The sequence below is a fragment of the Actinomadura luteofluorescens genome (genome assembly GCF_013409365.1).
In the GTDB taxonomy this organism is placed as follows: Bacteria; Actinomycetota; Actinomycetes; order Streptosporangiales; family Streptosporangiaceae; genus Spirillospora; species Spirillospora luteofluorescens.
On record NZ_JACCBA010000001.1, the window covers coordinates 4,698,633 to 4,723,416 of the forward strand.

Here is a 24,784-nt window from a genome sequence, read left to right on the forward strand (position 1 = left end):
GTCGATCTTGTAAACCCGGGACGGGCGAGGCGGCCCGCCCGTCCCGGAGAAAGATCACGACATGCCGAGATGTTTCCGGGCGAAGCCGATCTCGGCGGCCATCTGGGTGATGCGCTCCTCGACGACGAGGGAGCCGTGGCCCGCGTCGTACCGGTACATCTCGTGCGGGTGCCCCAGCTCGGCGAGCCGCGCCAGATAGTTGTCGATCTGCCGGATGGGGCAGCGCGGGTCGTTCTCCCCCGCCAGGACCAGCACCGGCGCCGTGACCTGCGCGACGTAGGTGATGGGGGACGACTCGCGGTACCGCTCGGGGACCTCGTCCGGCGAACCGCCGAACAGGGACCGGTCGAACGCCTGCAGGCCCTCCATCTCGTCCTCGTACGCGGCGACGTAGTCGGCCACGGGGACGGCCGCGACCGCGACGCTCCAGTCGTCCGGCTGCGTGCCGATGCCGAGCAGGGTGAGGAAACCACCCCATGACCCACCGGTCAGCACGAGCCGCGCCGGGTCGGCGAGACCCGACTCGACCGCCCAGTCGCGGACGGCCTTGATGTCCTCCAGCTCGGTGATGCCGACGCGCCCCTCGATGGCGTCGCGCCACTCGGAGCCGTATCCGGTCGAGCCCCGGTAGTTGACGCGGACGACCGCGAATCCGTGGTCGACCCACGCGGCGACGGCGGGGGCGAACGAGTCGTCGTCCTGCGCGGTCGGCCCGCCGTGGATGTCGAAGACGGTCGGGTGCGGGCGGTCGCCTTCGGGCTTGCTGACCAGGGCGTGGATGCGTCCGGCGGGGCCGTCCACCCACACGTCCTCGACCGGGACGGACGGCGGCGCCGCGGGCCCGGGCGGGGTCAGCACGACCGCGCCGGACGTGGAGCGGATCACCGGCGGCTCGGCGGCGGACGACCAGGAGAACTCGACCGTCCCGTCCGGCCGGACGTCGGCCCCGCCGAGGACACCGCGCGGCGTGTCGATCCTGGTCAGCGCCCCGTCGGTCAGGTCGTAGCGGTAGAGCTCGTCGCGCGCCTCGTGCGAGTGGGAGATCAGCAGCGCCGCCCCGTCCGGGTACCAGCCGGCGCCGATCTCGCCGGGCAGGTCGAGGACGATCTCCTGCTCGGTGCCCGCGACCGGGTCCCAGATGAGCATCTCCTCCCGGCCGCGCCGCTCGTGGTTGACCAGGAGCCGCGCGTCGCCGTCGACCGGCGCGAAGCCGGCGCCGTAGACGCCCTTGCCCGGCCCGTCCCACAGGTCGGCGACCGACGAGCCGTCCTGCCGCACGACGCGCAGCGCCATGTGGCGGCTGTCGCCGTGCTCGCTGTGCCCGATCGCGATCAGGGACTCGTCCCGCGAGACGCCGGCGACGTGGGCGTCCTCCGCGTGGTGGTAGAGCACCTCCGGCGCGGCGCCCGCCCGGCACAGGTGGACGGTGTTGCCGTCCTCGGTCGTCCGCCCGACCACGGCGAGGCCACTGCGGCCGAGGGCGAGCCCCGCCGGGTACGAAGGCTCCAGCTCCGGAACGGCCGGAACGCTCTCGGTCTCCCCGAAGGGGACGCGCTTCCACACGCCGAACTCGTCGCCGTCCGTGTCGGCGAACCACCACACCCATTCGCCGGACGGATCGACGGTTCCGTACCACGTCCCGTTGGGACGGTCGGTCACCTGGCGCTGCTCACCCGTCTCGCGGTCCCACGTGTAGACCTCCCAAGTCCCGCTCGCGTTGGAGCGGTAGATGCTGCGGCTCGGGGCGTCACGCGCCCACCGGGGCAGGCTGATCCTCGCGGCCCGGAAACGCGCCTTCCAGCGCTCGTCGTCGACCATCCCCCCAGTATCGCCGAGCCCTGGGAGATCAGGTCGGGCGCTTGGCGGGGCCGAGGATGAAGGTCGTCCCCTTGCCTCCGGGGGTCTTCACCACGAGTCCCGTCTCCGCGAGGGCCGCGGCGATCTCCTCGCGGTCGCCCGCCCAGCCGAGGAACAGCTCGCCGGCCAGGTCGCCTCTGGTGTCGAAGGCGTCGTCATGGCTCTGCGTGTTCCAGAAGACGGCCTTGGGCGACTCCGCGTCCTGGGTCCGCTCGGCGACGCGCTGCCAGCAGCCCGACGTGGTGGGCCAGAGGGCGGGCTCGGCGACGTACCCCTTCCCGGTCAGGTCTTCGAACGCCCGCATGATCCGGCACAGATCGGAGGTCTCCGCGGGAACCGGGCAGGTCACCGTGCCCTCGTCCGGTCCCTCGGTGTCGTTGACCGCCGCCATGAGCCGTTCCATCGCGGCCTCGTAGTCGTCGTCGACCTCCGGCTCGTCCTCGGGGACGTGAATCACGAGCCCCTCCAGGGCGAAGACCGACTGGATCTCCGACGGGAGGCCGCCGCGCCAGCGGACGTCGACGTCCCGGAGCAGGGCGCCCTCGGTCGAGAACGCGTCCGAGAAGTCCTCCGGCAGGGTCAGCAGTCCGTACTCGCCGGTCGCGGACGCGAACTCCTTGCCCGTGACGTGCCGCCACCCCCTCTCCTCCAGCCGGTCGAGGGCCCGGTCGAAGGACTCGCTGTGCGACTCGGCGGGCGCGTGGGCCCTCTCCCGCCGCGCTGCCTCCCGGCGGAGGCGGGCGACCGCCATCGCCCACCAGCAGTGCGGGTGGTCGAACGCCTCGGGGTCGAGTTCCTCCAGGCCCGCGGCGATCTCCGCGAGGCGGGCCTTGTCGTCCGCGGGCCGCTCCGACCAGGGCGAGTACACGTACGCGCCCAGCCGGCCCACGAACTCGGCGAAGGACCGCAGCGTGCTGTTCACGATCTCGAACTGGGGCTCCTCGTCGTCGTCCCCCGGGGAGAACAGCACGACGAATCCCTGCCGCACGTCGAGGAAGTACAGCATGTCGCCGTCGGGGCCGGTTCCGCCGAGGATCAGGGCCCGGTTGTCCTCGTTCAGCGGGAGGACGGTGAACAGCCCGAGCGGCCCGTCGGGGATGTCCGCGCAGAAGTAGCCGCCCGCGTCCTTGAGCAGCCCGGTCTCGGTGAGAAGCGTGAGGTCGGCCTCGGACAGCCCGAGTTCGCTCCCCGTCGCGACGTCCAGCGTGACGACGTCATCCCCGCCTGCGGCCACGGCGTTCCCTTCGCAGAAATGGGTTTCCGGTCAGAAAGGGACCGTAGTGACCCGTTCCCGCGTTGTCTCCGGATCGCCGACATTGATGATCATGCGGCCTCCGCCCGTCAGGGCGCGGGGACGCCGGCCACGAAGGTGCGTTCCTGGGGGGACGCCACGAGTTCCACCGTGGTGCCGGGGCGCAGGTCCTCGCCGAGGACGGCGGTGATCGCGTCGGTGAGGGCGGCGGCCAGGTTCGCGGTGATCTCGGCGGCGTCGGGACGGTCGAAGGCGGCGGCCCGCACGCCCATGATCAGCGAGATGTTCGTGTCCACGGCCCTGCCGCCCTGAGCGAGGCGGCCGGCGGGGACGCCGGACAGGTGGATGCTCGCCAGCTCGCGGGCCCATTCGCCGTAGACACCGACGATCGCCTCGGTCAGCGCGGTGATGAGCTCGGATTCGCGGCCCGCCAGCTTGTCTTCTGGAAGGTGGGCGGTCAGATGCGGCACAGTGGTCCCCGTTCTCTTTGGCCTCAAAGGCTTTGACTTCAAAGGTACTTGTGGAGGGTGCCGATGTCCACCGAACCGGGCGGCCCGGCCGTCGACGAGGCCGTCCGCACCCTGCTGCTGCTCATGCCGCGGCTCGTCGGCCGTGCCAAGCGCCTCCCCATCCCCCCGGCCCTGCGGGGCCTCGACCTGGCGCCTCGCCATCTCGCGCTGCTGGCCCATCTGGAGTACGACGGTCCGGCGAGCGTCAACGAACTCGCCGCCCGGCTGGAGGTCGCCCCGACGACCGTCAGCCTCATGGTGAGCGACCTGTCGCGGCCGGGCGTCCTGGAGCGCACCGCCGACCCCGCGGACCGCCGCCGCCGCATCGTCGCCATCGCCCCCGCCTTCGCCGCGCCGATCGCCGAATGGCTCTCCGGCAGCGCCTCCGCCTGGGAGCGCGTCATGCGCGATCTCGCCCCCACCGAACGCGCCACGGTCATCACCGCGCTACGCGCCTATGAGGCCGCCTTGGAACAGGGCCCCGGCGAGCGCCGGGACGCGGGGCCGCGGCCTCCCGCGTAGGCGCCGGTCAGGTGAGAGAGCCTTTCCGGGGTCGGCCGAGCGACTTCGGGAGCTTCGTCCTGGCCAGCTCGCGGTGGACGGTGCGGGCCACGCGTTCGATGGTGTCGATCCCGTAGGCCATGGACGGGGTGTCCCGCGTGAGGACCACGATCATGTAGTTCTCGCCGTGCCCGTGATCGCCGTGCCCGTCGAAACCGCCGATGCTGTGGACGCGCCAGTGCCTTCCCGGGCGCGGCAGCCAGCCGTTCTTCACGTGCCAGACGACGCCGGCGGGACGTCCGGCGGGGGTCCCCCACCGCTGCGCCGGGACGACCTCGTGCATCAGCTTCAACGCGTACGCGCGGGACCTGGCGGGCAGGAGCGCGCTCGGCGAGGTGAGCCGGTCCAGCAGCTCGATCTCGTCGTGCGCGGTGATCTGGGTCAGCCCCCAGCGGCCGCCGGGGTCCAGTTCGGTGTGGGTCATCCCCGCCAGGTCGAGGAAGTTCGCGATGCGGGCGCGTCCCACCGAACGCCACAGAGCGGAGGTCGCGCGGTTGTCCGAGCGGGTGATCATCCGGCGGGCCCGGATCCTCTCGGTGCCGGTCAGCGGGCGGTCCTCGTCGGCCGCCTGGCGCAGCAGCGCCCCCAGGACCGTGACCTTGACGACGCTCGCCGAGTCGTAGTGCCGCCCGGCGGCGAGCGCGCAGCGGATGCCGCGCTCGCGGTCGTACACGGCGACCGACTCGGTCCCGGCGCGCCCGCGCAGCGCCTGCCTGATCCGCGCGCCGAGCCGGTCGGCGGCCTTCGGGTGCCGGGACGACGAGCAGGGGCCGTCCGGGGCCGCGGCCCGGGCGGGCGCGGCGGCCGGCAGCAGCGCGGCCGCGAGCGCGAGCGCGGCGAGGGATCGTGCCATCCGGCCAAGCTAATGATCATGAAAGCCCGGGCGGGGCATCCGCCGGCCGTGCTTCGGTAAAGGACGGCTCAGGGAGTGGCCAGGCGGCCGAGCAGCTCGTCGATCGCGGCGCGGATCTGCCGGTCCATCGCCCGCGCGAACCCGGCCTCGACCGTGACCTGGGCGCCCGGGCGCAGCCGGGCGACGGTCTCGGTGAGGGACCCGAGACTCCGGTCGTCGACCGCCTCGTCCAGGGGCCCGACGACATGCGTCGTGATCAACCGGACGAACATCGCGGCGAGGTCGTCCATGCTGCGCTGGAGCTCCTGGCCGGCCGCGAGCACGGCGTCCAGCGGCACCCCGGCCCGCACCAGCGTCACCGTCGCGTCGAGCTGGCGCCGGCTCCAGTGGGTGACGCGGTCGCCGTCCACCTCGATGTGGCCGAGCGCGACGGCCCGCTCGACGGCCCGCGGGCCGACCTCGCCGGGGAACAGAGCGGCGAGCTCGTCCAGCGTCATCGTCACCGGGACCTCGTTCGACCACGGGGTCGTGACCGCCTTCTCGACGCCGAGGACGGTGCCGATGTCGCGGCCCTGCTCCCAGGCGGCCAGCAGCTCGCGGATGCCCTCCAGGGTGTGCCCGCGGTCCAGCAGGCTCCCGATCATGCGGAGGCGGGCCAGGTGGTCCTCGGAGTACAGGCCGATGCGCCCCTCGCGGCGGGGCGGCGGCAGCAGCTTGCGCTCCTGGTAGTACCGCAGGGTCCGCACCGGGACCCCCGCGGCCTTGGCGAGTTCGCCGATGCGGTACTCGCGGGCGTCGGCGCCGGTACGGCCGCCCTGTTCCTCCGTCGGCTCTTCGCTCACGGCGGCCAGCATAGTTCGCGGCCGGTCCCGGCCACGTCCCGTATCGTGCGGCGGCGGAACGCGGGCGCGGCCGCGCACGTCAGATCCCCCGTCGACGCCGACGCCCCCTGCCCCAGAGAAAGGCGAAAGATGCTGAAGACCCGTTCCGCGGCCCTCGCGCTCGTCGGTCTGGTCGCCGCGTTCGGGCTGACCGCCTGCGGTCAGGACCGGTGGTGCGAGCACGACGCGACCGACACGAAGGTCAGCGACCGCTTCTGCAAGAACAACACCCCGGGTACGAGTGGGAGTCGGACGGCGGAGGCCACAAGAAGAAGTCCTCGAAGCACAAGACGGTCAAGAAGACCAAGTCACGCCACTGACCTTCGCGCGGGCCGTGCACCGAGACGACGACCCGGCGGACGAGGCCGCCCCGGCCGGGTGAACCGGCCGGGGCGGCCGTGCCGCTCGTGGAGCGCCGGATGCCTCAGCCGGGGCAGTGGAGCCGCGTCTCCTCGCTCTTCTCCTGGTGCATCTCCCAGCTTTGAAGGACGTGGTCGACGGCTTCGGTCCGGTAGGTCTCCCAGCCGGGGGCCTGCTTGCAGGGGATCGACACCTTGAGCTGGAAGTACGTCCCCCACTTCTTGGTGACGTACGAACTCTGCGTCTTGTTGCGCGTGCACGACCAGGCGCCGAGCGCCTTGTGCTTGCAGAGCATCACTTCGAAGGTGGTGTATCCGGGCTTGTCGCAGTCGATGCTGCCGTAGCCGACGACCTTGGCGTTCGCGCCATTCCCGGAAATGGCCGGGCGCCAGGTGCGCATGGTGCATTTCCGCTTCGCGGTCGTGGTCCGGGAGGACGTTCCGTTCTGGGCCTGCGTCCCTGACTCGCCCGTGATCGTGGTCTCGGAGGAGCGCCTCACCGCCTGCTCCTGCCCATCGGAGCCGGCCGTGTACATCAGCCCGGCCGTCACGGCACCGCATACCGCACCGCTCGCCGCGATGGCCACAACTCGTCGCCTCATGAAACCCGCCCTTCCGCTTGTTTTCCCAGGTGAGAAAACGCTAGAAGAATGCGGGTCCCGCTTTTCAGGGCCCTAGGGCCCCGTCCCGCTCGGCCCCGGCCCCATCACGGGGACGAGGTGACGCGGCGGACGGTCATGGGGCGGGGCCGCCGGCGCCGGGGCGCCTCGTCGCCGGTGCGGGGCGTCTCGGCGGCGAGCAGGTCGGCGAGCGAGCGGGGGAGGATGTCCTCGCGGCGGTCGGCGAACGGTGAACGCATGATCCCTCCCGGATCAGGCGGCGGTGGTCAGGTCGGGGTAGGCCGCGTGCACGGTGGTGAGCGCCCAGCGCATCCGCGCCAGGAAGGTCTCCGGGTGGTCGCCGGCCTCCTGGGCGACGGCGGCGGCGCACGCGGCGCTGTCCCCGCCGCAGGCCCCGAACCGGACGTGGATCGCGGCGCGGACCTGCTCGGCGGAGGGACGGTCGGATTCCTGCAGCGGGGAGGTGAACAGGATCTCGGCGAGGTCGGAAGCGTTCATCGAGGTGAAGCTCGGCGTGGTCGACATCGGACTGCCTTCTTCCTGCGGGAGACTTCCTCGTCACCCTTCTGCTGAATACGACTCTGCCTCTCGCCCTGATTCATCGCCATAGGGGAAAACCCCGATTCACGGTGGAGTTTCCCCCCCGGGCCGCCCCTGATCCGGCCCTAGGAGCGGTGCGCGAAGGCGTCTGCGAGGGCTTCGCGGAAGGCGTGGACGGCCGGGTGGGAGCCGCCTCCCCGGCGGGACGCCGTGAACAGGCGCCGCGTGCGGTGCCCCTCCGGCAGAGCGACGACCGGGACGGCGGGCGGGCCGTCCTGCCACACCAGGCCCGGCAGCAGCGCGGCGGCATGGCCGCGCTCGACCAGCCGCAGATGCAGCAGCAGGTCGGTCGACTCGAACCGCACGTCCGGCTCGAACCCGGCCTCCCGGCACAGCCGCGTCGCCCACCGCCGCGACGCCGTCCCCTCCGGCTCCATCACCCACGGGCTCTCCGCAAGGTCGCGCAGGGCCGCGCCCGGCGACCGCGGCGGGAGCGCGAGGCGGATCTCGTCCGTGCCGAGCTCCGCGTGGTCGACGCCCGCCGGCCGGGGGCTCGGGTCGCCCGGGTACTCCTCGGTGATCACAAGGTCGAAGTCGCGCGCGAGCAGGGCGGGCAGGGCGCTCTCCGGCTCCCGCTGCGTGACCTCGATCCGGAGCCGCGGATGGGCGTCGCGCAGGGCGCTGAGCGCGTCCGGGACGAGCGCGAGCGCGGCCGTCTGGAACGCGGCGACCCGCAGCACGCCCGTGATGCCGTGCAGGGACGCGGCGAGGTCGGCCTCCGCCTGTTCGAGGCGCTCCAGCACGGCTTCGGTGTGCGCGACGAGGATCTCGGCCTGCGCGGTCAGCCGGACGCGGCGCCCCACCGGCTCCAGCAGCGGTACCCCGGCCTCCTTCTCCAGGACGGACAGCTGCTGCGAGATCGAGGACGGGCTGTAGGAGAGTGCCTCGGCGACGGCGGCGAGCGTCCCCCGGTGCTTCAGCTCGCGCAGGAGCCGGAGCCGGTGCAGGTCCAGCATGGCCGCTCCATTCATCGGTTCGCCTGACGATTATCGCTCGGAAACATGTGCTGGTCCGATTGGACGCGGATGCGGGACGGTGTTCGCCATGGTCACGGCCTCCGCCTCGCTCGCCCGTTCGTCCTGGTTCGCCCGTCCGGCCGCGCGTGACTGGACGTGCCCGCCCGCGCCGCGCGATGTCGCCGCCTTCCATCGGACGCTCCCCGGCCACGCGCCGACGCCGCTCGTGGAACTGCCGTCCCTGGCGGCCGAACTGGGGGTCCGGCGGCTCTTCGCCAAGGACGAGTCGGCGCGCCTCGGGCTGCCCGCCTTCAAGGTCCTCGGTGCCTCGTGGGGCGTCCACCGGGCGCTCTGCGACCGTCTGGGCCTCGCGCCCGCCGCGACGTCCCTCGCGGGGCTGCGGTCCCTGCGGCCGGACGCCCGGCTCGTCACGGCGACGGACGGCAACCACGGGCGCGCGGTCGCGGCGATGGCGCGGCTTCTGGGGCTGCCGGCGGACGTCTACGTCCCGTACGGCGTCCATGCCGAGGCCGTGGCCGCGATCAAAGGGGAGGGCGCGGCCGTGACCGAGATACCGGCGCCCTACGACGAGGCGGTGCGGGCCGCTTCCGAGGCCGCGGCGTCCGATCCGTCGGCGCTGCTCGTCCAGGACACGGCGTGGTCCGGCTACGAACGGGTGCCGCAATGGATAGTCGAGGGTTACTCCACCCTCTTCACCGAGCTGGACGGACAACTCGCGGCGATGGGGGCGGCTCTCCCGGGCCTTGTGGCGATTCCAGTCGGAGTGGGGTCGCTGGCCCAGGCGGCTGTGACTCACTACCGATCCGGACGGTCCGCGCCCACGTTGCTGTCCGTCGAACCCGATGCGGCGCCCTGTGTCTTGGCCAGCCTCCACCGGGACGTGCCGCTGACCGTGGAGACAGGGCCGACCACCATGGCCGGACTGAACTGCGCGACCCCGTCGTCCCTGGCATGGCCAGTCCTACGAGCCGGCCTGGACGCCGCCGTAGCGGTCACCGACGCGTCCGCGGCTCGCGCAGCGCGTGACCTGGACGCCCTCGGCGTTCCGGCGGGGCCGTGCGGCGCCGCCTCCCTCGCCGGGGTCCGCGCCGCGCTGACGCCGGACCGCCGTCCGCTGCTCGCGCCGGGGCACGGGGAGACGGTCGTCCTTCTGGTCACGGAGGGCCGGGCCGCCAACCCCGCTTAACGACATTTCGGAAAAGGGGGCAGCGCAGCTGACCTACGCGCCGGTAACATAAGGGCACCGCATCCGCCCGGATCGGTGTGCTCTCGGCCGACGCTCCCGGTTTCCGCCCGGGAACGAGCAACGAGAGGGGACGCGCCATGCAGCCCACTCTGGACCAGTTCCTCACCGACCGCCTCGACGAGATCACCGCCGAGGTCGCGGGTGAGATCGCCGAGCGCGTCCCCGCCTACACGCACCTGAGTCCGCGCGAGATCCTCGCCCTCGTCCGGGACGCCCTCGCCGCCTACACCGGCGCCCGCGAGACCGGCACCGTGCTCGACGCGTTCCGCGCACTCGGCGCCAGCGAGGCCCGCGCGGGGCAGGACGTCCGCCACTTCGAGTCGGCGCTGCGCACCGGCGCCCGCGTCCTCATCCGCAGGACCGCCGGCGCCGCCGCCCGCCTCTACCCGCCCACGGCCGAGTACATCACGGTCATGGAGCAGGCGTTCAGCGCCGAGGGCCGCATCGTCCAGGCCGCCGTCGAGGGCCATCACCGGGCCGGGCGGCGCGACGGGACGCGCCGCCTCCCCACCCTCGTCTCGGAGAACTAGCGCCGCCGGACGGCCCTCTCGTTCGGCACGCAGTGCGTCATCTTCAGGCCGTCGACGTCCCGCGAACCGTTCTGGCCGAGGTTCTTCAGCCGCTGCTGGTCCTCGTCGGTGAGGTCCTGCCCGGGCAGCGGCCCGAGATGCCTGACGTCGTCGGCGGAGATGCCGAGCCCCCGGCCGACGCGCAGCCCGAGATCGTCCTCCACGAGCAGGAAGTGCCACACCATGCGCTCCTGGACGGGCCGCGCGCACTCCGAGATCAGCTCGACGAAGTTGTGCACCAGGTCGTCGCGCTCCCACTCCTCCATGAGCAGGTAGCGCTGGCCCGCCTGCTCGTAGTCGTTCGCGCGGGCGATGCGCTTGCGGGTGAGCCGCCCCGTGATCTCCGGGCCCTGCTCGTCGTGTGTCGGGTACTCGCCCTCGCGCAGGCCCCCGGTGATGGACGGCTCGTAGTTCACGTGGGGGTTCGAGCCCCCGGCGTCCACCTGGTACGTCATCTGCCCGTCGCGCTGGTTCGTCCGCACATGGGCGCCCTTGGCCCGGTTCACGGGCAGCTGGAGGTAGTTGGGGCCGACCCGGTGGCGCTGGGTGTCGCTGTAGGAGAACGTCCGCCCGACGAGCATCTTGTCGTCGGAGAAGTCCAGACCGTCGACCAGGACGCCGGTACCGAACGAGATCTGCTCGTTCTCGGCGAAGTTGTCCTCGACGTTCCGGTCGAGGACGATCCGCCCGACCGGCTTCGGCGGGAAGTCGTTCTCCGGCCACACCTTCGTGTCGTCGAGGGGATCGAAGCCCAACTCCGGATGCTCGTGGTCGTCCATCACCTGGACGACCAGCTCCCATTCCGGGAACTCCCCCCGGTCGATGGCCTCGTGCAGGTCCCTCGTCGCGTGCCCGAGGTCGTCGGCCTGCACCGCCGCAGCGTCGTCCGCCGTCATGCTGCGCACGCCCTGCTTCGGCATCCAGTGGTACTTCACGAGCTTGGTCTCGCCCGTCTGGTTCACCCACTTGTAGGTGTTCACGCCGAAGCCCTGCATGTGCCGGTAGTCGGCCGGGATGCCGCGCGGGCTGAACAGGTTGACGAGCATGTGCATCGACTCAGGCGTCTGCGACATGAAGTCGAAGATGCGCGCGGGCTCCTGCCGGAACGTCACCGGATCGGGCTTGAGCGCGTGGATGACGTCGGGGAACTTGATGGCGTCCCGGATGAAGAAGACCGCCAGGTTGTTGCCGACGAGGTCCCAGTTGCCGTCCTCGGTGTAGAACTTGATGGCGAACCCGCGCGGGTCCCGTGCCGTCTCCGCAGAGTCTCGCCCGCCGATGACCGTGGAGAACCGCAGCGCGATGGGCGTGCGCCTGCCCTCCCCCTGGAACAGCTTGGCGCGGGTGTACGCCGTGATCGGCTCGTCGACCCATTTGCCGTACGCCTCGAAGAAACCGTACGCCGTCACGCCCCGCGCGTGGACGACCCGCTCCGGGATGCGCTCCCGGTCGAAATGGCTGATTTTCTCAAGGAACTGGTAGTTCTCCAGTGTAGCCGGCCCACGGGAGCCGACCGTCCGCTGGTTCTGGTTGTCGTACACCGGGTGGCCCTGCCGGTTGGTCAGTACCGGACGCTCGTCCCCCGGCTGTGGCCCCATGCTCGCAACGTCCGTCACGACGCCTGTCTCCTCTCACCCGCTCTCGCTGGCGCCCTACCCGGCGGGGGACAGGGGAAGGTCTGCGCCAGGTAAACCCCTGCTGGCGACGCCCAGAGACCATCAGCCTCCGGGTCTCGCCCGCCCTTAGCGGAGCCGTGGGAAGAGCGGTTCCGGCGGAGGGAGCGGCTGGCCCGCGCACTGCCGCCGCACCCGGGCGGCCGCGTCCGGCAGGAACGGCTCCAGCAGCTCACCGGCCGTCCGGCATGCGGCCACCAGCCCGGCGAGGACGGCGTCCAGGCGCGGATCGCCCTCCTTCGCCAGGTCCCACGGGCGGACGCGGTTGACGTAGCGGTTGGCCTCGTCGACGACCCGCCAGACCGCTCCGGTGGCCCGGCGGAAGTCGAAGCCGGCCAGCGCCGCGTCGACCGCCGCCGGCGCCTCCCGGCACACCGCGTCGAGTTCGCGGGCCCCGCCGTCCGGGACCACGCCGCCCCGGTACCGGTGCACCATGGACACGACCCGCTGCACGAGGTTCCCGAGGCCGTTCGCCAGCTCGTCGTCGGCCCTCGCGACGAGGCGGTCGGCGGTGAAGTCGGCGTCGCCCGATCTCGGGACCTCCCGCAGCAGCCACCACCGCACCGCGTCCACGCCGAACTCCCGGACGAGGTCCACGGGGTCGACGACGGTGCCGCCGGACTTGCTGATCTTCCGCCCGCCGACCGTGAGGTACCCGTGCACGAGCACCTCGTCCGGCAGCGGCAGCCCGGCGGACAGCAGCATCGCCGGCCAGTACACGGCATGGAACCTCACGACGCCCTTCCCCACGAGGTGGACGCGGCGCGCGTCACCGCCCCACCATCGCCGGTAGTCCTCGCCGTCGTGCCCGTAGCCGAGGGCCGTGACGTAGTTGCCCAGCGCGTCCCACCACACGTAGACGACCTGGCCGGGATCGCCGGGCACCGGAATCCCCCAGCCTCGGGCACGCTCGACGGACCGCGAGACGGAGAAGTCCTCCAGCCCGCCCGCGATGAAGGAGAGGACCTCGTTGCGGCGCTCGGTGGGCTCGATCCGGAGCTCTCCCGAGGAGATGAGGTCGTGCAGCCGGTCCGCGTATCGCGACAACCGGAAGAACCAGTTCTCCTCGGAAACCCGCTGCGGGACCGTCCGATGGTCGGGACAGCGGCCGTCGACCAGTTCGGCCTCCCCGTAGAACTGTTCACAGCCGACGCAGTACAGGCCCTCGTAATGGCGCCGGTACAGATCCCCGGACTCGGCGCAGGCACGCCACAGTCGCTCGACCCCCGCCCGGTGGCGCGGGTCCCGGCTGGTGCGGATGAAGTCGTCGATCGACAGGGACAGCGGCCCGGAGAGGCCGGCGAACTCCTCGGCCAGGCCGTCCACGAACTCCTGTGGGCCGACGCCCGCCGCCTCCGCGGCGAGGACGCTGTTCAGCGAGTTGTCGTCCGTGCCCGCCTGGAATCTGACGTCCCCGCTCCGCCGGAAGTGCCGCGCGAGGACGTCCGCCTGGACGAGCTCCAAGGCGAACCCCAGGTGCGGGCGGGCGTTGACGTACGGAATGGTCGTGGTGAGGTAAACGTCCATGGGAGCCTCCGAAAGGGAACGGAGCCCCAAAAGAAAAGAGGCCCCGCGTACAGGGCCTCGGAAAACGTCCAGCGTCAGCGACCCCGCGAGCGGGGCATCATCACCTGTTCACTGGAAGTCGTCATGCGCACAGCCTAACCGAGGAACCGCCGGAAGGCCCGCCGATATCCGCGCCCCGGTCATGCGGTGAGGGCGCTGGCGAGATCGTCCAGATGGCGGGAGACCGGGCCCAGCGTGAGCAGGCCGCTCTGTGCGCCGGCGAGCTCGCCCGCGGCAGGGACGAGTTCGTCATGCGCGCGCCGCATCGCCGCTTGGTCGCCCACGGCGATGGCGGCCTGCGCGGTGAGGCACCACAGGGCTTCGAACAGCAGGTCCCGCGGCGGTTCCGGGACGTCCCGCAGCGCTGCGGCGGCCTCGCCCGGCGCACACCCGCGCGCCAGGAGCACCAGGGGACGAGCCCAGGGCAGGTACGGCCCCCAATCGGCCGGCTCGGTCTGAGCGGGGCGCCGGTGCTGGACGCGCAGGCAGAGGAGGGCGAGCGGCAGCAAGCCGCTTTCCAGACCGGGCATGCCGCAGCCCTGCATGCGCGCCGCGGCGTCCTGGTAGGCCTTTTCCGCCTCCTCGAACGATGCCGTGCCGGACGCGGCGACCCGCAGAGCCCGGTACCAGGTCGTGAAGACGCCGACCAGAGGACGCTCGTGCCGCTCGGCCAGGCCATCGGCGGCGGCCGCATGCCGGTCGGCCCCGTCGAAGTCGCCGAGCGCACTGCGGGCCTGGAGCCGGATGAGGTGTCCGAGCACCTCGTAGCTCGACAGGTCGCCCCGCACCGCCAGGTCCACCAGCTCCGCGCCGATCCCGTCCCGCCGCGGGGCCAGCCCCGCCCGGTCGAACGCCTGCATGAACGCGCCGTTCAGCGCGAACGCCAGGAGAGCCGGATCGTCCAGCTCGCGGGCCGTCCGGACCGCGTCCCGCGCCGCCTCGCGCCCGCGGTCGCCGCGCGTGCCGCGCGACTCCAGCGCGACCGTGGCCAGCAGACGGGCCCGCGCGGCGCCGTGCCCGTGCGGCAGCCGGGCGAGGGCGCGCTCGGCCGCCGCCACCACCCCGGCCGCCTGGCGCGGATCGTCCGACCGGGTCCAGATCGCCGGGACGTCGAACGCGCCGATCACCCGGGCGGTCAGCTCCGCGTCGCCCAGCTCCTCGGCCGCCGTGATCACCGCCAGGCGCTGCTCGCGGGCCGCCTCCAGGCCCCCGGCGCCGGTCAGCGCAAGGCTCCGCAGGAGCCCGACCGTCGACTCCAGCCGGACCCGAGCTCCGGACGCCACGGTGCGGTCGTACGCCTCGGCCGCCTGCGCCCACACACGCGAAGCCGCGTCCCGCGCGGGTTCCAGGTGATCGGCCTGGCGGAGGATGTCCTCCTCCAGGCGGCGCATAGCCGGACTCGGGTCCAGCCCCAGTTCCTCGACCAGAAGCTTGCGCGCCCTCTGGAGGACCGCCAGCGCGTCCCCCTGACGCCCGGTCCGGTACAGGGCGAGGGCCAGCAGGCGCCAAGCGTCCTCCCGCCAGGGATGGTCGGTGACATGCGCGTCCAGGTCCGGAATCGCCTCGGCGGCCAGACCCTGCGCCAGCCGCGCCTCGGCCTTCCGCTCGACGGCGCGCAGCCGCAGCTCGGCCAGCCGGGAGTGCTCCGCCCGCGCCCACGGCTCGTCGGTGAACTCGGCATAGGCGGGCCCGCGCCACCAGCCCAGCGCCTCGTCCAGCGCGGCGGCCAGCTCGGCCGGCGGGCCGTCCGACGCCACGGCCCGCTCGAAACGCCAGGCGTCCACGGCGTCGGGCCCGGCGCGCAGCGCGTAGCCCGGACCCTCGGTGACCAGCAGCCGGGGCGGCGTCCGCGGCGCACGGTCCGGTTCGAGGACGCGCCGCAGGGCCGCCACGAAGGTGCGGACGGCCCCGACCGCGTCCGACGGCGGATCGGCCCACAGATCGTCCACGATCCGGGACACCGGCACCACCCGCCCGCGCGCGACGACCAGGCGGGCGAGGACGGCACGGTGCCGCGGCCCCTTCAGGGCGATCGCGTTCCCGGACCCGTCCCAGGCGGTCACCGGCCCCAGCACCCCGAACAGGACCTCCACGCCACCACGGTATAGCGCGCTCATCGGATGCTCATCCGCGCCCGGCAGCCTGGACGCATGCCAACGATCAGCGATTTCGACTACCAGCGCGTCCCCGTCGCCGAGGGCGTGACCCTCAACGCGGCGGTCGGCGGATCGGGCTCCCCGATCGTCCTGCTGCACGGCTTCCCGCAGACCCACCTGATGTGGCGGCACGTCGCCCGCGACCTCGCCGCCGACCACACGGTCATCGTCCCGGACCTGCGCGGATACGGCGAGAGCGACAAACCGTCCGACGGCTACTCCAAGCGGACCATGGCCGCCGACACCGTCGCCCTCGCCCGCGCCCTCGGCCACGACCGCTTCGCCCTCGCCGGCCACGACCGCGGCGCGCTCGTCGCGTTCCGCGCCGGCCTCGACCATCCCGGCACGATCACCCACCTGGCCTGCCTGGACGTCCTGCCGACCCTGGACATGTGGGACGTCATGCACGGCGCGTCGGCCGCCGTCGGCTTCCACCTGTACCTGATGGCGCAGCCGCCCGGCCTCCCCGAGCAGCTGATCGCCGGGGCCTCGGACGCCTTCTTCGGCCACTTCCTCGACGCGTGGACGAACGACCCGTCCGCGATCCCGCCCGACGTCCGCGCCGCCTACCTGGAGGCGTGCCGTGCCGCCGTCCCGTCGATCGTCGCGGACTACCGCGCGTCCGCCGGCGTCGACGTCGACCACGACAAGGCCGACCGCGCCGCGGGCAACCGCCTGCGCATGCCCGTCACCGTCCTGCAGCAGGACTGGGGCGCGGCCCTCGGCTATGACGCCGTCGCGCTGTGGGGTTCCTGGGCGGCCGACCTCCAGCATGAGACCGTCACGTGCGGCCACTTCATGGCGGAGGAGGCACCAGCGGAGGTGGCGAAATCCCTCAGGGCGCTCCTGGACCGCTAGGGGACGCGGGGGCGGCCCCCTGCGGCTACCAGAAGGGAGGGCCGCCCTGCGTCGCCGCCCACACCCACACGTAGATGATGAAACCGGTCGCGACCAGCCCCACCAGGAGTTCCCAGTTGGGCGGCGACGCGCTCCGTCCACGCCTGCGGTTCATGGCGATCGTCCGTTCGTCCGGTGTGCCTCGTTGTGACTGACCTAGCCGGAGGCGTCCCGGACAATCCCAGCAACGGGCAAACTCAGCGAAGGTAGTTCTCGAAGCCCTCCGCCAGGGACTCGGCCATCAGCTGCCTGAACGCGGCACTGGACATCCTGGCCGCGTCACCCGCGTTCTTCATGTTCCCGCATTCGATGAACACGGCCGGCACCGTGGACATGTTCAGCCCACCGAGGTCGTCCCGCCGGTCGAGGCCGTCCTTGCCGAGGTAGCCGGCGTAGGGCATGCCGGTCCCCGACCGGTAGGCGTCACGGATCGCCTCTCCCAGCCGGGCGGAGGGTGCGACGATCCCCCTGTTCCTGCCCACCGGCAGGGGCAGGATGACGTGGAACCCGTGCTTGGACGCCGCCGCCCCGTCGCCGTGGATCGACAGAGCCGCGTCGGCGTGCGCGCGGTTCCCGATCGCCGCCCGCTCCGTGACGCACGGCCCCACGCCGGAGTCGCCGCCGCGCGTCAACGTCACCTCGGCGCCCCTGGCCCGCAGCATCTTCGCCAGCCGGTTCGAGACGTCCCAGGTGAAGGCGTGCTCGGCGTAGCCGTCCGCGGTGGCGGTGCCGGCCGTGTTGCAGGCCTTGCGGCCGTTCCCGACCCAGACCGGCTTGTTGATCACTTCCGGATGGGCCGCGTTCCCGCCGTTGTGCCCGGGATCGATCACGATCACCTTGCCGCTGAGCCGTCCTGCCCCGGCGGAACCGACGCTTCGCGCGGCCGGTGGCTCGCTGCCCGCGGCCGACGCATGGCAGGCGACCAGCCCCAGGCAGGCCAGACCAGCGATCACGGGCTTCCTGGCGAGCTTTGCTCTCCCTCGGCTTCGGCCTTCCACCCCGGATTTGTGCGCCGGCCTCCGCGCAGCTAAACGGAACGGGCGGGAGGTCGTCCCTCCCGCCCGTTTTGCCCAGCGTCGGATCAGCTCTTCGTGAACTGGGCGATCGCGCCGAGGACCACCGTGTCGGCCAGGTAGCCGATGTGGGTCTGGCACACGACGTTGTGGTTGCTCGCGCCGTCCAGCCGCGTGCTGGTGTAAGGGATGATGATGCCGTCGCACGCCGAGTACCAGGTGGCGTACTGCGTGCTGCCGGGCGTCTCGTCCCCCGCGCTGATCTGCTGGATGAACGTCGACCCGGGCAGCATCTGCCGGCACGTCTCGTAGATCGTGCAGGCGGTGGCGTAGGTCGTCCCATGGTTGGCGCCCGCGATCGACGCCAGGTGCGCGACGTTCGGGTTCCCGTTCAGCACCTTCAGGTAGTACTGGCTGACCAGGCCGCCCATGGAGTGGTTGACGATGTCGACCTGCGAGGCGCCGGTCCGCGACTTCACCTGGTTCACGTACGACGCGAGCCCCGCCGCGTTCTGCTTGTTGTCGCCGTAGGAGTTGTACTCGTAGGCGAACAACTGGTCGCTGCTGTAGCCCGCGGCACGGAACACCGCCATGGCGGTGACCCAGTTGGACGCGTTGCCGGTGTACCCGTGCACGAACACCACGGGCCGCGGCCCTGCCGCCTGCGCCGGCGCGAGGCCGACTCCGAACGCCGCCAGCGCCGCGAACAACGCGACGAGGGAACCGAGAACCCTTCTCATGGAACCTCCAGGGGTGGGACAGCCAACGCCCCGGAGTCTGACCCGCGCCGTCCAGGCGGGCATCGGCGAAATCACCGGCCTTCGTCCGCACGACACCGATCACCGTCGCGGGACCTCGCCGTCCCGCCGTCAGCGCTTGCCGGTGCCTTCCCCGGGGAACCCCTGTGACCAGGCCAGGGTCGACCACTGACCCCCTCCAGGGCTCGTCCGTCGACAGTGGACGTGAAACCGGAGGGAGGCCCGTCCGGGCAGGCACACGGCGCCCGGAAGCCCTGGCAATCGCGGCCCTCAAGACCATCCCGTACACGCACGAAAGGCAGTCGCATGAAGATCGTCGTCATCGGCGGCACCGGCCTGATCGGGTCGAAGCTGATCGCGAACCTCACCGCGCAGGGCCACGAGGCCGTCGCCGCGGCCCCGAACACCGGCGTCAACACCCTCACCGGCGAGGGCCTCGCCGACGTCCTCGCGGGCGCGTCGGTCGTGGTCGACGTGTCGAACTCCCCGTCCTTCGAGGACGAGGCCGTCCTGAACTTCTTCGAGACCTCGACCGGCAACCTGCTAGCCGCCGAGGAGAAGGCGGGCGTCGGCCACCACGTCGCCCTGTCGATCGTGGGCGCCGAGCGCCCGCCGGAGCGCGGCTACTTCCGCGCGAAGATCGCCCAGGAGACCCTGATCGAGAAGTCGCCGATCCCGTACTCGATCGTCCACGCGACGCAGTTCTTCGAGTTCACGAAGGCCATCGCCGACGAGGCGACCACCGACGGCAAGGTCCACATGGCCCCGGTCTTCTACCAGCCCATGGCGGCCGACGACGTGGCGGAGCAGGTCGCGAGGGTCGCGACCGCCTCCCCGCTGAACGGCCGGGCCGAGATCGCGGGCCCGGACCGCTACCGCATGGACGAGTTCTTCCGCGAGGCCCTGGCCATCCGGAACGACCCGCGCGAAGTCGTCGCCGACCCGGACGCCCACTACTTCGGCGCTCCCCTGGAGGAGCACAGCCTCGTCCCCCTGGGCGACGCCACGCTCGGCAAGGTGCACTACAACACCTGGCCCGGACGCCTCTGAAACACACGCCGCCACAAGAGACTCCCGATGTCCGAACGGCCCTTCGACCCGGTAGACGATTGCCCTCCGCAACCTCCTGGGCGCCCTCGAAGCGCTGGAAGAGACTTCGGCTCCGGAGACTTCAGACCCGCCTGACCGCTTGCCGCGATCCCGGGCTGCGCCGACTGGGGCTCCCTCGCAAAGGGCGCCGCCCGCCTCATGGGGTGAGACGGGCGGCGAAGGACGTCACGGCTACGGACGCAGGATCAGAAGGGGGAGCGGCTGCGAGCGCGCCGTCCGGCCTCCCCGCTGCGGCCGACGGCACGCGAGGAGCTGCGGAACGGCTTGCTCAGCAGCCGCCCGAGCCCGCCCGGAGCCGAAGAACCCGCCCGGGACCCCACCCCCAGCGCGCGCTGCGTACCCCGCTGCGGATGCCGCGACAACCTCGGCAGCAGGAACGCCAGAACCAGCAGAACCGCACAGACTCCAACGATCGCGACAATAACCATGAAACCCGCCCTTTCAGCCGTTTACGGTCAAAGCCGCTCTACCCGCACTTGCCCGAGGCATGCAGCCCGTCCCTCCGGAGTCTCCGCGGCACGACCCTCGACGGCCTGCCCCCGCCGGCCGCGCACGTGGAGCGCCGAAGCACCGAGCTCAGCGAAACCATCCGACGTCCCGAGAAGTCTCATGCGGCCCGGGCAGGGGAGCGGAACACCTCACGGGAGTGCCACGCGATGTGCTGGTCTTCCACATCAGGGAAGGCCCTCTGCGGCGTGCTGATCGGGCGTCCAGCCAAAGCGTGAACCTGATGGCGGGCGGCCGGACCGCGCCCAACGAAGTGCACCGACACGGTGACCCTCCGGTCGTCGTTTATGCCGAGCGCGCCCTTGTCGAAAAGCTTGTGATGCAGCGCGCACAGGCAGATGCCGTTGGTGACATCGTCGGGCCCGTCGAAAGCCCACCACCGGACATGCGCGGCGTCCAGCCCGACCGCGGTCCCGCTCAACCACCCGTCATAGCCGCAGAACGCGCACTGGTACTCATAGGCGACCATGACTTGCTCGCGGAAGGCACGGTCACGCCGCCGCGGGACCACCACCCCCGCGACCTCGCCCGACTCCAGGTCGATCCCGGCAGCCGCGCAAATGTCGTCGTGCAGCGAGGGTTCGAAGTTGACGTCCAGGATGGCGCGGCACAGTTGCGGGAGCAGCCGCGGGTCCTGACGCAACGCAGCCGCCAACTCACCACTCAGCTGCCCGCGTGCAGCCTGAGAACGCAGGACACCGACATGGGGCCCAGGACTGGAACCGCCGTCAGCGGTCCGCACCTCCCACAAACCGTCGCTGGTCAGATAATGGAAGGGATAGGCGGGACTGGTCTTCCGGGGCGGCCCGAACTCCCGCAACAGCCCGGCGAGATGCTCCTCAACCTCGCTGTAGAACATCGGCGCCTCGCCGCACCTCTGAAAGTGCCCAAGCGCATACAGCAACAGCAGCGGCTTATGCGGCGCCCGCTCCCCGCCCCGCGACCACCGGCGGACCCCCGTAACCCGCTCAACCCAATCCACCCCGGCACCCTACGGGCCCTGGACGCCCACCCCGGCCTGTCATGAACAGCCGGCGCTGGATGCCAGAACACGCAAGATGCTGCGGAGGCTCACCAAGGACGATTCATCGCCCGAGGTACCCAGCACGGCCACGGCCTGGCACGACCACCCAGCCATTGGCTGACAGCGTTGCCATGGAGCGAAATGGCTGTACCGATGTTCTCTGCGGCGGCGTCAGGCAAGGAAGAAACGCGCGGCGGCCTCAGCGGGCGTGATCGCTTGGCGACGTCCAGGAACATCGTAAACGTTCATTGCACCTTCGGACCGGAGCTGGTCGGCACTGGCGTCCCGGGCCATGACGGCGGCGTAGGCACGCACCTCCGCAGCGGTGAGATCCGTACGGCCTCGTTCCGTGTACTGCTGAAGTAGACCGGTCACGTCCGGGTCGAATCGCAGCATGGTCACCGGGACGTTGAAGCGCCTGGCAATGGCGATGAGTCGCGCCCGTGCCTGTGGTGTGACGTTAGTCGACTCGGCGACCACGGTGCGTCCCGCGGAGAGCCTGGCAACGATCCTGCGGTCACGTGTCTCGAAGATCAGTGCGTCCGCCGCATCTGATTCAGCCTCCATCGGTGAGGTCCCGAAAAGCTCTGCGCGGATCGCATCGCTGGACACCACGGCTTCGGCATCGATCTGCCGACGCTCGATCAGTGCCCGGACGAAGCTGGTCTTGTCCGAGGCAGGTGGACCAACGAGGACAACGAGTCCTGCCGGCACCCGGATGACCGGCGCCAGAGCACTGAGGTAAAGGTCGCCTGCGCAGTCCAGAGCTTCTTCCGGGGACCCAACGGGCAGGCCGCCGGGCAGGATTTGATCACGATAGACCTCGCTGCCGGCCAGGTACAGAGCGAAGCCCCAGGTGTGCAGACCGCCGTCATATCGCAGCCGGCATAGCGGCAGCCTCTTTCTGCCGGGCAACTCGGCTGCCACATAAGCGAATCCCCGGCGGATCTGGACCGTGATGGCGTCCACGTGAGGCCAGCGCTCAAGCGCATGGCGGTTCAGGCGCTGGCGCAGGCGGAACTGCATCGATTCCGGCGGATTCTTTGGCACGGCCCCATCCTGCCGGTGCCCCGACACCCGCCGTGATCGTGGCCACGAGGATGAACGAGCGACGGGAAGCCCGAGGCGCGCCCAGCGACCGCGCCCACAGCAGCCAACCTGCGACCCCCTCCTGAAGTGTCCAGCGTCCGCCCCGCCGGCCCAACACTCTTCAACCGAAACAGGAAGATGCGCGCGGGAGACGCTAGTAAACACAGGACGAGGCAAGGTCACACTGCCCACACCACACGCACACAAACGAAGAATGCGTGCAGCCCGCATCACCTCACACCCGCTGCCTGGGCGTCCGACCTCAGCTGAGATCCTCGGCGAGCAGATCCATGAGTAGGCCGTCCTGCCACAGACCCGTACGGTGGTCCAGCCAGTACGCTCGCATGACCCCCACGGGCTGGAACCCGACCTTGCGGTAACTGCGAATCGCAGCCGCGTTGGCCGCAGCGGGATCAATGACCAGCCGGTGATGCCCGCGCTCGCGCACCAGCCACCGGGCCAGCGTGCGCACAGCGTCGGTACCGAGTCCCTTCCCGTGAAGCCGCGCCGTCAAGAAGATGTCGATCCCAGCGTGGCGGTACTCCGTCTTGGTCTCCTCGTGGAACTGGATCGCTCCAACGACTTCCCCCTCGACGACAACGGCGAGCATGCGCTCGTAACTCTCCGGAGGCGACCACCACGCCGCGACTTCCGGCTCCCGAACGATCCTGTCGAGAACCTCACCATCACCGCGTGCCACGGGCCGCAACAAGACCTTGTCCCCGCGTAGCTCCATGATCCTCATCATCTCAGGACCGCGGAGCACTGAGGTTAGCCAACATAGGCCGATAAGAAGGACCGGACACCTCTGCCCCTTCTCTCACTCTCAAAGCGGGGACCGAAGGACGCGCGCCCAACTTTAGCGGTACGGCTGAATGGAGCGGTCGACCTGACGCCAACGCCGACACGAACCTCGCCATAATGCAGGCCCAACATCGTCCAACCTCAAACTAGCGAGCCGTGGACGATGCAATATCTGACGGCCTAGAAACTCTCCCGGGTAAATCGAATCTGAACCCGCGGCCTCTTCGTCCCGAACTCCAAATCATGGCCATTTGGGGGTCATGCAGGTAAAGCGGATTCGCGTTAAACTCCCAGGTGGACGGCGGGTTCCGGTGCCAGGCGCTCACGGACGAGGATGACCGGTTCGCCACCGTCCACGGACAAATCACGGACGGATGATCATGGGGAGATCGCCTCGTGGGATACGCGAAGAAGCGCAAAGGCAACAACGGAAAGTACCGCTACACGGCCTGCTACGTCGACATCAAGGGCCGCCTGCGGTCAGCCGGGACATACTCCAACAAAAGAGAAGCCGACAAGGCATGGCAGCGAGCCGAGGTGGAGGTCTCCAGAGGCCGAACCGGCGATCCAGGCCGCGGAAAGCAGCGGTTCAAGGATTACGTCGAGCAGGTCTGGCTCCCGAACCACGAGGTCGAGGCCACCACCCGTGAGGGCTACACGTACGCGATCTACAAGCACATCATGCCGACGTTCGGCTCGATGCGGATGATCGACATCCTCCCCGAGCACGTCCGCGCGTGGATCACGGCCCTGAAGAACCAGGGCATGAAGCCCGTGACCATCCGCTACAACAAGATCATCCTCAGCGCCATCTTCACCACGGCGATGGACGACCAGGTCACCTTCCTCCACCCCTGCCGCGGCGTCCGCACGCCCCCAGTCGTCCGCAAGCCCCTCGAGATCATCACGCCCGAGCAGTTCAACGACGTCTACAACGCCCTCCCCGAAGGCACCTTCCGCCTCCTCGCCGAAACCGAGGTCGAGAGCGGCCTCCGCTGGGGCGAACTCAGCGAGCTGCGCGTGAAGGACATCAACCTCAGAACCCGCATCCTCACGGTCAGCCGCACCGTCGTCGAGCTGAACCCGCAGTTCCACCCGGAAGGCCGCCACTTCCTCGTCAAGGACTACCCGAAGGACAAGGAGTACCGCCGCTTCAAGCTCAGCGTCCAGATCACCGAGAAGCTCGAGGACCACATCCGAACCGCCAACCTGACCCGGGACGACCTCCTCTTCCAGATGCCGCCCCAGGACAAGCCCCGAGCCCGCATCACCGAGATCCCAGACCCGAAGACACTCGGCCGCACCGAACCCAACGAGAAGGGCCGCACCTACAATCACGGAACCCTCAGCGGCTACACCGCCGGCCGCTGCCGCTGCGACTACTGCCGAGGCGCCTTCTCCCTCTACCGAGCCGCCCGCCGCGCGAAAGGCAAGGACAACCCGCGCCCCCGCCGCGTCCGAGAGACCGACGGCCACATCCCCAACGACTGGTTCCGCCGCAACATCTGGAACCCCGCCCTGGCCGCCGCTGGCCTCAACTTCAAACCCACCATGCGCGACCTACGCCACGCCCACGCCTCCTGGCTCCTGAACGGCGGCGCCGACCTCCAGGTGGTAAAGGAACGCCTAGGCCACGCCTCCATCGCCACAACCGAGCGCTACCTACACACCCTCCCTGACGCCGACGAAACCGCCCTGGAGGCCCTCGCTAGGACCCGGCGTCGGGCCGACAATCGATAGCACCAACAGGCGCAACCTCTGCAGAAGGGCCGGAGACCCCGGCCCTTCTCTATCGACAGACCTGAACGCAGCTATCTATCGATCCCCGTGGCGCGCGCTGGTGCTGGTGACGGCGCCGACGTTCAGGACCCACCAGGAGACGCTCAGCACTCGATCGCTGGGC

25 protein-coding genes are annotated in these 24,784 nt (G+C 70.9%); 6 read left to right on the forward strand and 19 right to left on the reverse strand.

Going from position 1 to position 24,784, the window contains the following annotated elements:
- Positions 1-54: 54 nt before the first annotated feature.
- From BJY14_RS21870 to BJY14_RS21880, 3 genes are all read right to left on the reverse strand, one after another.
- Positions 55-1,818 (reverse strand): S9 family peptidase, encoded by a 1,764-nt coding sequence (locus BJY14_RS21870; protein WP_179845334.1) that lies wholly within the window; start codon positions 1,816-1,818, stop codon positions 55-57.
- 28 nt (positions 1,819-1,846) lie between these two features.
- On the reverse strand, positions 1,847-3,091 hold the full coding sequence (locus BJY14_RS21875; protein WP_179845335.1) for an SUKH-4 family immunity protein: 1,245 nt from the start codon (positions 3,089-3,091) through the stop codon (positions 1,847-1,849).
- 107 nt (positions 3,092-3,198) lie between these two features.
- Positions 3,199-3,579, reverse strand: a complete 381-nt coding sequence (locus BJY14_RS21880) for a hypothetical protein (protein WP_179845336.1) — start codon at positions 3,577-3,579, stop codon at positions 3,199-3,201.
- 63 nt (positions 3,580-3,642) lie between these two features.
- Between BJY14_RS21880 and BJY14_RS21885 the strand changes: the two genes are divergently transcribed.
- Positions 3,643-4,140 carry a MarR family winged helix-turn-helix transcriptional regulator gene (locus BJY14_RS21885; protein ID WP_179845337.1) on the forward strand — a complete coding sequence of 166 codons (498 nt, stop codon included), beginning with the start codon at positions 3,643-3,645 and terminating at the stop codon, positions 4,138-4,140.
- 7 nt (positions 4,141-4,147) lie between these two features.
- On the opposite strand, the gene BJY14_RS21890 is transcribed toward BJY14_RS21885, so the two are convergent.
- From BJY14_RS21890 to BJY14_RS21915, 6 genes are all read right to left on the reverse strand, one after another.
- Positions 4,148-5,032, reverse strand: a complete 885-nt coding sequence (locus BJY14_RS21890; RefSeq protein ID WP_179845338.1) for a serine hydrolase — start codon at positions 5,030-5,032, stop codon at positions 4,148-4,150.
- Positions 5,033-5,100: 68 nt separating this feature from the next.
- The gene (locus BJY14_RS21895) at positions 5,101-5,874 is read right to left on the reverse strand and encodes a MerR family transcriptional regulator (RefSeq protein ID WP_258942005.1); all 774 of its coding nucleotides are present in this window, start codon (positions 5,872-5,874) and stop codon (positions 5,101-5,103) included.
- 463 nt (positions 5,875-6,337) lie between these two features.
- Positions 6,338-6,874: a hypothetical protein gene (locus BJY14_RS21900; RefSeq protein WP_179845340.1), complete on the reverse strand. Its 537-nt coding sequence runs from the start codon at positions 6,872-6,874 to the stop codon at positions 6,338-6,340.
- 104 nt (positions 6,875-6,978) lie between these two features.
- Complete coding sequence (locus tag BJY14_RS21905; RefSeq protein WP_179845341.1) at positions 6,979-7,131, reverse strand: hypothetical protein; 153 nt, start codon at positions 7,129-7,131, stop codon at positions 6,979-6,981.
- A gap of 13 nt (positions 7,132-7,144) precedes the next feature.
- On the reverse strand, positions 7,145-7,417 hold the full coding sequence (locus tag BJY14_RS21910) for a hypothetical protein (protein ID WP_218905545.1): 273 nt from the start codon (positions 7,415-7,417) through the stop codon (positions 7,145-7,147).
- 140 nt (positions 7,418-7,557) lie between these two features.
- Positions 7,558-8,463, reverse strand: a complete 906-nt coding sequence (locus tag BJY14_RS21915; RefSeq protein WP_246396024.1) for a LysR family transcriptional regulator — start codon at positions 8,461-8,463, stop codon at positions 7,558-7,560.
- 73 nt (positions 8,464-8,536) lie between these two features.
- Here BJY14_RS21915 and BJY14_RS21920 point away from each other — a divergent pair, with 73 nt between their 5' ends.
- Positions 8,537-9,655, forward strand: coding sequence for a pyridoxal-phosphate dependent enzyme (locus BJY14_RS21920; RefSeq protein WP_179845343.1), 1,119 nt, complete (start codon positions 8,537-8,539; stop codon positions 9,653-9,655).
- Positions 9,656-9,792: 137 nt separating this feature from the next.
- A complete protein-coding gene (locus BJY14_RS21925; protein ID WP_179845344.1) occupies positions 9,793-10,245 on the forward strand; it encodes an RsbRD N-terminal domain-containing protein in 453 nt (150 codons plus the stop codon).
- On the opposite strand, the gene BJY14_RS21930 is transcribed toward BJY14_RS21925, so the two are convergent.
- From BJY14_RS21930 to BJY14_RS21940, 3 genes are all read right to left on the reverse strand, one after another.
- Positions 10,242-11,900: a catalase gene (locus BJY14_RS21930; protein ID WP_179845345.1), complete on the reverse strand. Its 1,659-nt coding sequence runs from the start codon at positions 11,898-11,900 to the stop codon at positions 10,242-10,244. The two genes, BJY14_RS21925 and BJY14_RS21930, sit on opposite strands and share 4 nt — an antisense overlap.
- A 126-nt stretch (positions 11,901-12,026) precedes the next feature.
- Entirely contained in the window at positions 12,027-13,484 is a 1,458-nt protein-coding gene (metG, locus tag BJY14_RS21935) for a methionine--tRNA ligase (RefSeq protein ID WP_179845346.1), read from the reverse strand.
- Positions 13,485-13,663: 179 nt separating this feature from the next.
- Positions 13,664-15,640: an AfsR/SARP family transcriptional regulator gene (locus tag BJY14_RS21940; RefSeq protein ID WP_218905546.1), complete on the reverse strand. Its 1,977-nt coding sequence runs from the start codon at positions 15,638-15,640 to the stop codon at positions 13,664-13,666.
- Between the two features lie 33 nt (positions 15,641-15,673).
- Here BJY14_RS21940 and BJY14_RS21945 point away from each other — a divergent pair, with 33 nt between their 5' ends.
- Positions 15,674-16,537, forward strand: coding sequence for an alpha/beta fold hydrolase (locus BJY14_RS21945; RefSeq protein ID WP_179845347.1), 864 nt, complete (start codon positions 15,674-15,676; stop codon positions 16,535-16,537).
- A 25-nt stretch (positions 16,538-16,562) separates the two neighbouring features.
- Here the strand turns inward: BJY14_RS21945 and BJY14_RS46625 are convergent, their stop codons facing one another.
- The 3 genes from BJY14_RS46625 to BJY14_RS21955 form a co-directional block, all read right to left on the reverse strand.
- A complete protein-coding gene (locus BJY14_RS46625) occupies positions 16,563-16,691 on the reverse strand; it encodes a hypothetical protein (RefSeq protein ID WP_258941995.1) in 129 nt (42 codons plus the stop codon).
- An 82-nt stretch (positions 16,692-16,773) separates the two neighbouring features.
- Entirely contained in the window at positions 16,774-17,529 is a 756-nt protein-coding gene (locus BJY14_RS21950; protein ID WP_179845348.1) for an N-acetylmuramoyl-L-alanine amidase, read from the reverse strand.
- Positions 17,530-17,657: 128 nt separating this feature from the next.
- On the reverse strand, positions 17,658-18,329 hold the full coding sequence (locus tag BJY14_RS21955) for an esterase/lipase family protein (protein WP_179845349.1): 672 nt from the start codon (positions 18,327-18,329) through the stop codon (positions 17,658-17,660).
- A gap of 324 nt (positions 18,330-18,653) precedes the next feature.
- On the opposite strand from BJY14_RS21955, the gene BJY14_RS21960 reads away from it, so the two are divergent.
- The gene (locus tag BJY14_RS21960) at positions 18,654-19,397 is read left to right on the forward strand and encodes an SDR family oxidoreductase (RefSeq protein ID WP_179845350.1); all 744 of its coding nucleotides are present in this window, start codon (positions 18,654-18,656) and stop codon (positions 19,395-19,397) included.
- A gap of 245 nt (positions 19,398-19,642) precedes the next feature.
- On the opposite strand, the gene BJY14_RS47770 is transcribed toward BJY14_RS21960, so the two are convergent.
- From BJY14_RS47770 to aac(6'), 4 genes are all read right to left on the reverse strand, one after another.
- Entirely contained in the window at positions 19,643-19,885 is a 243-nt protein-coding gene (locus BJY14_RS47770; RefSeq protein ID WP_149262908.1) for a DUF6411 family protein, read from the reverse strand.
- Positions 19,886-20,064: 179 nt separating this feature from the next.
- Positions 20,065-20,946: a phosphorothioated DNA-binding restriction endonuclease gene (locus tag BJY14_RS21965; RefSeq protein WP_179845351.1), complete on the reverse strand. Its 882-nt coding sequence runs from the start codon at positions 20,944-20,946 to the stop codon at positions 20,065-20,067.
- Between the two features lie 213 nt (positions 20,947-21,159).
- Complete coding sequence (locus BJY14_RS21970) at positions 21,160-22,038, reverse strand: ATP-binding protein (RefSeq protein WP_218905547.1); 879 nt, start codon at positions 22,036-22,038, stop codon at positions 21,160-21,162.
- A gap of 301 nt (positions 22,039-22,339) precedes the next feature.
- Positions 22,340-22,813, reverse strand: a complete 474-nt coding sequence (gene aac(6'), locus BJY14_RS21975) for an aminoglycoside 6'-N-acetyltransferase (protein ID WP_179845352.1) — start codon at positions 22,811-22,813, stop codon at positions 22,340-22,342.
- A 464-nt stretch (positions 22,814-23,277) separates the two neighbouring features.
- Here aac(6') and BJY14_RS21980 point away from each other — a divergent pair, with 464 nt between their 5' ends.
- Positions 23,278-24,621 (forward strand): tyrosine-type recombinase/integrase, encoded by a 1,344-nt coding sequence (locus BJY14_RS21980; protein ID WP_179845353.1) that lies wholly within the window; start codon positions 23,278-23,280, stop codon positions 24,619-24,621.
- The last annotated feature ends 163 nt before the right edge of the window (positions 24,622-24,784 follow it).

Excerpts from the sequence above, each read along its gene's own strand:
- BJY14_RS21900 (WP_179845340.1), bottom strand. The coding sequence starts at position 6,874 with ATGAGGCGACGAGTTGTGGCCATCGCGGCGAGCGGTGCGGTATGCGGT.
- metG (WP_179845346.1), bottom strand. The coding sequence starts at position 13,484 with ATGGACGTTTACCTCACCACGACCATTCCGTACGTCAACGCCCGCCCG.
- BJY14_RS46625 (WP_258941995.1), bottom strand. The coding sequence starts at position 16,691 with ATGAACCGCAGGCGTGGACGGAGCGCGTCGCCGCCCAACTGGGAACTC.
- BJY14_RS21920 (WP_179845343.1), top strand. The coding sequence starts at position 8,537 with ATGGTCACGGCCTCCGCCTCGCTCGCCCGTTCGTCCTGGTTCGCCCGT.
- BJY14_RS21910 (WP_218905545.1), bottom strand. The coding sequence starts at position 7,417 with ATGTCGACCACGCCGAGCTTCACCTCGATGAACGCTTCCGACCTCGCC.
- BJY14_RS21945 (WP_179845347.1), top strand. The coding sequence starts at position 15,674 with ATGCCAACGATCAGCGATTTCGACTACCAGCGCGTCCCCGTCGCCGAG.
- BJY14_RS21960 (WP_179845350.1), top strand. The coding sequence starts at position 18,654 with ATGAAGATCGTCGTCATCGGCGGCACCGGCCTGATCGGGTCGAAGCTG.
- BJY14_RS21885 (WP_179845337.1), top strand. The coding sequence starts at position 3,643 with ATGTCCACCGAACCGGGCGGCCCGGCCGTCGACGAGGCCGTCCGCACC.
- BJY14_RS21955 (WP_179845349.1), bottom strand. The coding sequence starts at position 18,329 with ATGAGAAGGGTTCTCGGTTCCCTCGTCGCGTTGTTCGCGGCGCTGGCG.
- BJY14_RS21940 (WP_218905546.1), bottom strand. The coding sequence starts at position 15,640 with ATGAGCGCGCTATACCGTGGTGGCGTGGAGGTCCTGTTCGGGGTGCTG.
- BJY14_RS47770 (WP_149262908.1), bottom strand. The coding sequence starts at position 19,885 with ATGGTTATTGTCGCGATCGTTGGAGTCTGTGCGGTTCTGCTGGTTCTG.
- BJY14_RS21890 (WP_179845338.1), bottom strand. The coding sequence starts at position 5,032 with ATGGCACGATCCCTCGCCGCGCTCGCGCTCGCGGCCGCGCTGCTGCCG.
- BJY14_RS21915 (WP_246396024.1), bottom strand. The coding sequence starts at position 8,463 with ATGAATGGAGCGGCCATGCTGGACCTGCACCGGCTCCGGCTCCTGCGC.
- BJY14_RS21905 (WP_179845341.1), bottom strand. The coding sequence starts at position 7,131 with ATGCGTTCACCGTTCGCCGACCGCCGCGAGGACATCCTCCCCCGCTCG.
- BJY14_RS21925 (WP_179845344.1), top strand. The coding sequence starts at position 9,793 with ATGCAGCCCACTCTGGACCAGTTCCTCACCGACCGCCTCGACGAGATC.
- BJY14_RS21870 (WP_179845334.1), bottom strand. The coding sequence starts at position 1,818 with ATGGTCGACGACGAGCGCTGGAAGGCGCGTTTCCGGGCCGCGAGGATC.